6 protein-coding genes and 1 pseudogene are annotated in these 6,196 nt (G+C 65.2%); 6 read left to right on the forward strand and 1 reads right to left on the reverse strand.

The features are described from left to right. A partial coding sequence (locus KBT70_RS18100) for an SCO family protein (RefSeq protein WP_296637502.1) occupies positions 1-315 on the reverse strand: 315 nt, incomplete at its 3' end. 87 nt (positions 316-402) lie between these two features. Between KBT70_RS18100 and regB the strand changes: the two genes are divergently transcribed. From regB to KBT70_RS18130, 6 genes and pseudogenes are all read left to right on the forward strand, one after another. Next, positions 403-1,791, forward strand: a complete 1,389-nt coding sequence (gene regB / locus KBT70_RS18105) for a sensor histidine kinase RegB (protein ID WP_296637503.1) — start codon at positions 403-405, stop codon at positions 1,789-1,791. Between the two features lie 84 nt (positions 1,792-1,875). Next, positions 1,876-3,381 carry a PAS-domain containing protein gene (locus KBT70_RS18110; RefSeq protein WP_296637504.1) on the forward strand — a complete coding sequence of 502 codons (1,506 nt, stop codon included), beginning with the start codon at positions 1,876-1,878 and terminating at the stop codon, positions 3,379-3,381. A gap of 40 nt (positions 3,382-3,421) precedes the next feature. Then, the gene (tsaE, locus tag KBT70_RS18115; protein WP_296637505.1) at positions 3,422-3,907 is read left to right on the forward strand and encodes a tRNA (adenosine(37)-N6)-threonylcarbamoyltransferase complex ATPase subunit type 1 TsaE; all 486 of its coding nucleotides are present in this window, start codon (positions 3,422-3,424) and stop codon (positions 3,905-3,907) included. Then, positions 3,900-4,913: a phosphotransferase gene (locus KBT70_RS18120; RefSeq protein ID WP_296637506.1), complete on the forward strand. Its 1,014-nt coding sequence runs from the start codon at positions 3,900-3,902 to the stop codon at positions 4,911-4,913. Before tsaE ends, KBT70_RS18120 begins: the two co-directional genes overlap by 8 nt. Further along, positions 4,910-5,593, forward strand: a complete 684-nt coding sequence (locus KBT70_RS18125) for a nucleotidyltransferase family protein (protein WP_296637507.1) — start codon at positions 4,910-4,912, stop codon at positions 5,591-5,593. The genes KBT70_RS18120 and KBT70_RS18125 overlap by 4 nt, the downstream gene beginning before the upstream one ends. Then, positions 5,586-6,196, forward strand: a pseudogene (locus KBT70_RS18130) (double-strand break repair protein AddB); the annotation flags it as partial. The gene KBT70_RS18125 and the pseudogene KBT70_RS18130, both read left to right, overlap by 8 nt.

Consider the following 6,196-nt stretch of genomic DNA (forward strand, 5'->3'; position numbering starts at 1 on the left):
CATCGCGCCCCGATCCTCGAGCAGATCAACGGCTGCTGCGTTGCGCGCACCGTCCAGAGGGCAGACATCGGGGCAGAACGTATAGCCGAAATAGATCAGCGACGGCTGGTCGATCACCTCTTTGTCGGTCACGGTTTCGCCGGTCTCGCTCACGAGGGTGAACGCGCCGCCGATCTGCGCCGCACCGCCGGCGACATTCGAGGCCCGGCATTGCGCAAACTGGTCGTCCTCGCCCTTCATCATGGTCATGGCATAGGTGATCCCAAGCCCGGCGATGACGGCTAATCCAGCGGCAATGGCAAGCAGGCGGGTCATGGGATATCCTTGCGTTCGTGGGGGCAGAGTGCGACGTTGCTTATGTATCATCCCACCCCCTGCATGCAATGGGACCAAGACGCACATATGGCCCATCTCTCGCCTGAACCCTTGAAATCCCGGCAGCGCGGCAACTGGATTCGGCTGCGCACGCTGGTCCTCTTGCGCTGGTGGGCCATCGTCGGTCAGGCATCCGCCCTGATCATCGCCGAGCGGATCTATGGTCTCGATCTCGAAATCGGCCTCTGCTTTCTGGTAATCGGTGTTTCCATCGCCAGCAATCTGGTTGCGGCCTTTGTTTTTGCCGAGAACAAGCGCCTGTCGGAACAGGATACCTTTCTTGTCGTGCTCTTTGACATGCTGCAACTGGGGCTCTTGCTCTATCTGACCGGTGGGCTGCACAATCCCTTCTCGATCCTGATCGTGGGGCCGGTTACGGTGTCGGCCTCGGCGCTCTCGGGACGCTCGACCGCCTTTCTGGGAGCGATGGCGATCATGATCGTCACGCTCCTGATGCAGTTCTACCTGCCGCTGCGGCTTCAGGATGGGTTCGTTCTGGCGATGCCGGATGTGTTCCGCTTTGGCAATTGGGTGGCCATTGTCATCGCGGTGCTTTTCCTCGGGGTCTATTCGCGTTGGATCGTCCAAGAAATGCACGCCATGTCCGACGCATTGCAAGCCACGCAAATGGCGCTCGCTCGCGAACAGAAACTGACCGATCTGGGCGGCGTGGTGGCCGCCGCCGCGCATGAGCTGGGCACGCCGCTGGCGACGATCAAACTGGCCAGCGCGGAGCTGGCAGAGGAGCTGGCCGATCACCCGGACCTGCGCGAGGATGCACTCCTCATCGTGCAGCAAACCGACCGGTGCCGCGATATCCTGCGCTCCATGGGGCGGGTGGGCAAGGACGACCTGCACCTGCGCAGCGCCCCCCTGACCGCGCTCATCGAAGAGGCAGCAGAGCCGCATGTCGACCGGGGGAAACTGATTCATTTCGACCATGGCGAAGGCGATCTGATCACCCAGCCCACCGTGCTGCGCCGCCCCGAGGTGATCCATGGGTTGCGCAACCTGATCCAGAACGCCGTGGATTTCGCGCATGAGAATGTCTGGGTCGAGAGCGGCTGGACAGAGGATGCCATCACCCTGCGAATCATGGATGACGGGCGCGGCTATCCGCCCGATATGCTGGGGCGCATCGGCGATCCCTTCATCCGCCGCCGCGCCCCCACCAGCGATCCAGAGCGCCCGGAATACGAGGGCATGGGTCTTGGCCTCTTTATCGCCAAGACCCTGCTCGAGCGGTCGGGCGCCGATCTCACCTTTGCCAATGGCTCGGATTCCTTTCGCAAAGAGGCAAGCCGTGCCGCGCGCACCGGTGCTTTGGTCGAGGTGTCTTGGCCTCGCGACGCGATCGAGGCACCATCCGGGCCGCTCAATCCCGCCTTGGGCCTCAATCAGCCCCTGCGCGGCTGATCCCGGTCGGCGTTAATCGCCCCTTAACCACTCTGCGCCACTCTCCCTCTCGGGAATAACCTGCGAGGGATGCGGATGCCTGACATGACCGTTTCGGATATCGCCCGTCTGGTGCCGATCGCTCTCATTCTGTCGCTCGCGGTGCTCTGGCTCTTGGGCCGCCCCCGGCCTCACGCCCCGCGCGCGCAGGTTAAACCAGTCAGGCCGGACGCGGCCTTTCTCTTTCGCAACGGCGCGCTGGTCGATCACGACGCCCGCACCCTGCCCCTGCCGGTCCCCCCCGACGAGAGCAGCGATTGGGCGCGCTTTCGTCGCTGGATGGGCTTTCGCTTTGGCGATCTGCCGCCGGATGCAGGCGACATGCCCGTAGGCGACAGCCTGTGCTTGCGGGCCGAGGATGGCGCGACCCTCACCCTTACCCGTCAGAGTGATAGCTGGCGCGCCGTGTTGCGCGACGCGGCCCCGATGGATGCCGTTGCCCGCCATGCCGCAGCGCAAGAGCGTCACGATCTTTTGTCCCGCGCGGTTGCCGCAGAGCGCGCGCCGATGCCGGTCTGGATCATGGATGCAACAGGTGCGGTGATCTGGCAGAATGACAGCGCGGGACAGGTGCCCCCAGCCCATGTCCCGCACCTGACCGCGCAGCCCGATACGCCGCCAGAGCTGGGTGATACCTCCTGCACTCGGCTCCGCCTCGCCGGCGAGGCGGGCCAGCCGGATCACAGCTATGAGCTGCATGTGACCCAGACTGCCCATGGCCGTATCCACCATGCACAGGACATCACTCGCCTCATTCGCGCCGAAACGCTGCAACGCGATTTCGTGCAGACCCTCAGCAAGACCTTTGCCGATCTGACAACCGGTCTCGTGGTTTTTGACCGGGCGATGACGCTCGCGGTCTTCAACCCCGCGCTCACGGATCTCACGGGCCTGCCCCCGGAATTCCTTAGCGCGCGGCCCAGTCTCTTTGGCTTTTTCGATGCGCTGCGCGACCGGATGGTGATGCCCGAACCCAAGAATTACGCAAGCTGGCGCAGCCAGATCGCCGATATGGTCAAGAGTGCCACGGGCGGTCTCTATCACGAGGTCTGGACCCTGCCGTCGGGCCAGACCTACCGCGTCACCGGGCGGCCCCATCCCGACGGTGCCGTGGCCTTTCTGATCGAGGATATCTCGCTCGAAGTGTCGACGACGCGCCGCCACCGGCTCCAGATGGACCTGCGCCAATCGGTTATCGACCGTCTGGAAGAGGGCATTGCCGTGCTCGCGCAGGATGGTCGCCTGCTCTTTTGCAACACCGCCTTTGGCGAGATGCTGGGGGTCGACCCGGATTCGAGCTTTGCCGATATGGGCCTGCATGATGTTATCGCCGCCTGCGCCGCGCGCTATCCCGATCCCGGTCTCTGGCCCGAGGTCGAGGATCGTATCGCAACGCGGCGTCTGGTTGCCACGCTCTTTGATCGCGCCGGTCCGCCGGGGCAGGCGGGGGCAGACATCCGTGTCGTGCCGCTTGGCCGAGGGCAATCCATGCTCTGTCTCAAGGATCGCACTATAGCCGAGGCGGACCGGGTGGACCTGCCCGCGCGCTGATCCGGGTTGCGGGCGGGCGCGGCGCGTGTAGTGTCGGGGTATGTCCGATCACAGCGCCCAAATCCCACTCGCCAGCCCCGATGCGACCTGCGCCTTGGCACGCAGGCTGGCACCCCGGCTCCGACCCGGTGATGCGCTCTTGCTCTCGGGCGGTGTCGGCGCGGGCAAGACCCATTTCGCCCGCTGCCTGATCCAATCCTTGCTGATAATCCCCGAGGATGTGCCCTCGCCCACCTATACGCTGGTACAGACCTATCAGGGGCCGGGGGCCGAGATCTGGCACGCTGATCTCTACCGCCTGAGCGATGCCATGGAACTGGTGGAACTCGGCCTGACAGAGGCGTTTACCGACGCCATTTGCCTGATCGAATGGCCCGACCGGCTGGGCGACATGACCCCGCCCGATGCGCTCGGACTGGAGTTCACTCCCGTCCCCGAGCCCGGCGCAGAGGAGCGCCGCCTCTTGCGGATCACGTGGCAGGATGACAGGTGGGCACAGCGATTGGAGGGACTACTAGATGACTGACCGCACGGGTTTGATGCAGGACTTTCTCGCGGGAACCGATTGGGCCGGGGCGGCGATTGCGCCCTTGGCTGGCGACGCGTCGAACCGGCGCTACCTGCGTCTGACCCATGCCACCACCGGCACGAGCGCCGTGCTGATGGATGCCCCGCCCGAACGCGGCGAGGATGTGCGCCCCTTCCTGCACATTGCCCGCACCCTCACCGGCCTCAGTCTCTCTGCGCCGCAAATTCTGGCGCAGGATACCGCGCATGGCTTCCTCATTCTCGAGGATCTGGGTGACGCGCTCTTTGCCCGCGTCATCCCCATCGCCCCTCAGATGGAGGAGCCGCTTTACGCCGCCGCCACCGATGTGCTCATCGACCTGCACCGCGCGACCCCGCCCGAGGGCCTAAAACCCTACGGTCCCGAGACGATGACCGAGATGGCGGCCCTTGCCTTTGATTGGTATCTCACCGGTACCACGGGGGAAAACAGTCCGCAGCGGGCCGAGGCGCTCGCCGCGCTGCACAGTCTCTTGCGCCAGTATGCCGGAACCACTGATGTTCTCGTCCTGCGCGATTATCACGCCGAAAACCTGCTCTGGCTGCCGGGGCGCATTGGCGCGGCCCGTGTCGGCCTCCTCGATTTTCAGGATGCCATGACCGGCCACCGCGCCTATGATCTGGTTTCGGTGCTCCAGGACGCCCGCCGTGATGTGCCCCACAGTATCGAGACCGCGATGATCACCCGCTATTGTGCTGCGACCGGCACCGATCAGACCACCTTCGAGGCCGCCTATCACTGTCTCGGCGCGCAGCGCAATCTGCGTATCCTCGGTGTCTTTGCCCGGCTCTGCCTGCGCGATGGCAAGGCGCATTATATCGACCTCATGCCGCGCGTCTGGGATCATCTGCAACGGGATCTGGATCACCTGGCGCTGGCCCCGGTCGCGGAAATCTTGCGCGCTGCCCTGCCTGCGCCAACTGCGGCCATCAGAGAGCGCCTGCGCGCGCAACGCGCGCCATGAGCCTGCCGCTGATGCTCTTTGCCGCCGGGTTTGGCACGCGCATGGGCGCGCTTACCGCGACCCGGCCCAAACCGCTGATCGAGGTGGCGGGTCGCCCGCTCATCGACCACGCGCTCGATCTCGTCACGGCGCATGGCGCGGCCCCGGTCGTGGCCAACCTGCATTATCTGCCCGACCAACTGGCGCAGCATCTCGCGGGGCGCGATATCCGCCTCTCGCATGAAACGCCCGAAATCCTCGAGACCGGCGGCGGCTTGCGCGCCGCTCTGCCGCTGCTTGGCCCCGGCCCGGTCTTTACCATGAACACCGATGCGGTCTGGCGCGGCCCCAACCCGCTCGACCACTTGGCACGCCTCTGGCGCCCCGCCGAGATGGACGCGCTCTTGCTCTGCATCCCGCGCGCGCAGGCCGTGGGCGATAACGGGGCAGGCGATTTCCACATTGCCCCCGACGGGCGCGCCACACGCGGCGCGGGCTCTGTCTATTCCGGGCTTCAGATCGTGAAACCCGACCTGCTCCACACCATCCCCGAGCGCGCATTTTCCCTAAACCGCCTCTGGGACATGATGCTGGCCGATGGCAGGCTCTATGCCGCGGATTACCCCGGCCACTGGTGCGATGTTGGCCGCCCCGAGGGGATTTCCCTTGCCGAAACCCTGCTGGCCGCCCCTGATGTTTGATCCCTCGGACACCCCCCGCCTCTATGGCGTGCCGCCCGGCGTGGACTTCCCCCGCGCTCTGGTAGAGGGCTTGCGCGCGCGTCACGCAGGCCAGCCGCACGAAACCCTCGCGCGCGTGCAGCTCATCGTCAACACCCGTCGCATGGCGCGCCGTATCCGCGAGCTCTTCGACCAAGGCCCGCCCTGCCTCTTGCCGCGCATCAGTCTTCTGACCGATCTCGGAGAGCTGTGGGATCTCGCCCATATCCCCGATCCGGTGCCGCCTCTTCGCCGCAGGCTGGAACTGGTGCAACTCATCACCACGCTGCTCGACAACGCCCCTGATCTCGCCCCGCGCAGCGCGATCTATGACCTCTCCGATAGCCTTGCCGGGCTGATGGATGAAATGCACGGCGAAGGCGTCTCACCTCAGGCCATCGAGGCGCTCGATGTCAGCGATCAATCTGGCCATTGGGCGCGGATCAAATCCTTTCTCGGCATCGTGCGGCATTATTTCGAGGCAGGCGGCGCCGCCCCCGATGTGGAAACCCGCCAACGGCTCGTGATCGAACGGCTGGCCGCACTCTGGGCCGAAACCCCGCCAACGCATCCCGTGATTCTCGC

The sequence above is a fragment of the Roseovarius sp. genome (assembly GCF_018066915.1).
Taxonomy (GTDB): Bacteria; Pseudomonadota; Alphaproteobacteria; order Rhodobacterales; family Rhodobacteraceae; genus Roseovarius.

Bases quoted from the DNA above. Each gene is read 5' to 3' on its own strand.
- regB (WP_296637503.1), top strand. From the start codon at position 403: ATGGCCCATCTCTCGCCTGAACCCTTGAAATCCCGGCAGCGCGGCAAC.
- tsaE (WP_296637505.1), top strand. From the start codon at position 3,422: ATGTCCGATCACAGCGCCCAAATCCCACTCGCCAGCCCCGATGCGACC.
- KBT70_RS18125 (WP_296637507.1), top strand. From the start codon at position 4,910: ATGAGCCTGCCGCTGATGCTCTTTGCCGCCGGGTTTGGCACGCGCATG.
- KBT70_RS18110 (WP_296637504.1), top strand. From the start codon at position 1,876: ATGACCGTTTCGGATATCGCCCGTCTGGTGCCGATCGCTCTCATTCTG.
- KBT70_RS18120 (WP_296637506.1), top strand. From the start codon at position 3,900: ATGACTGACCGCACGGGTTTGATGCAGGACTTTCTCGCGGGAACCGAT.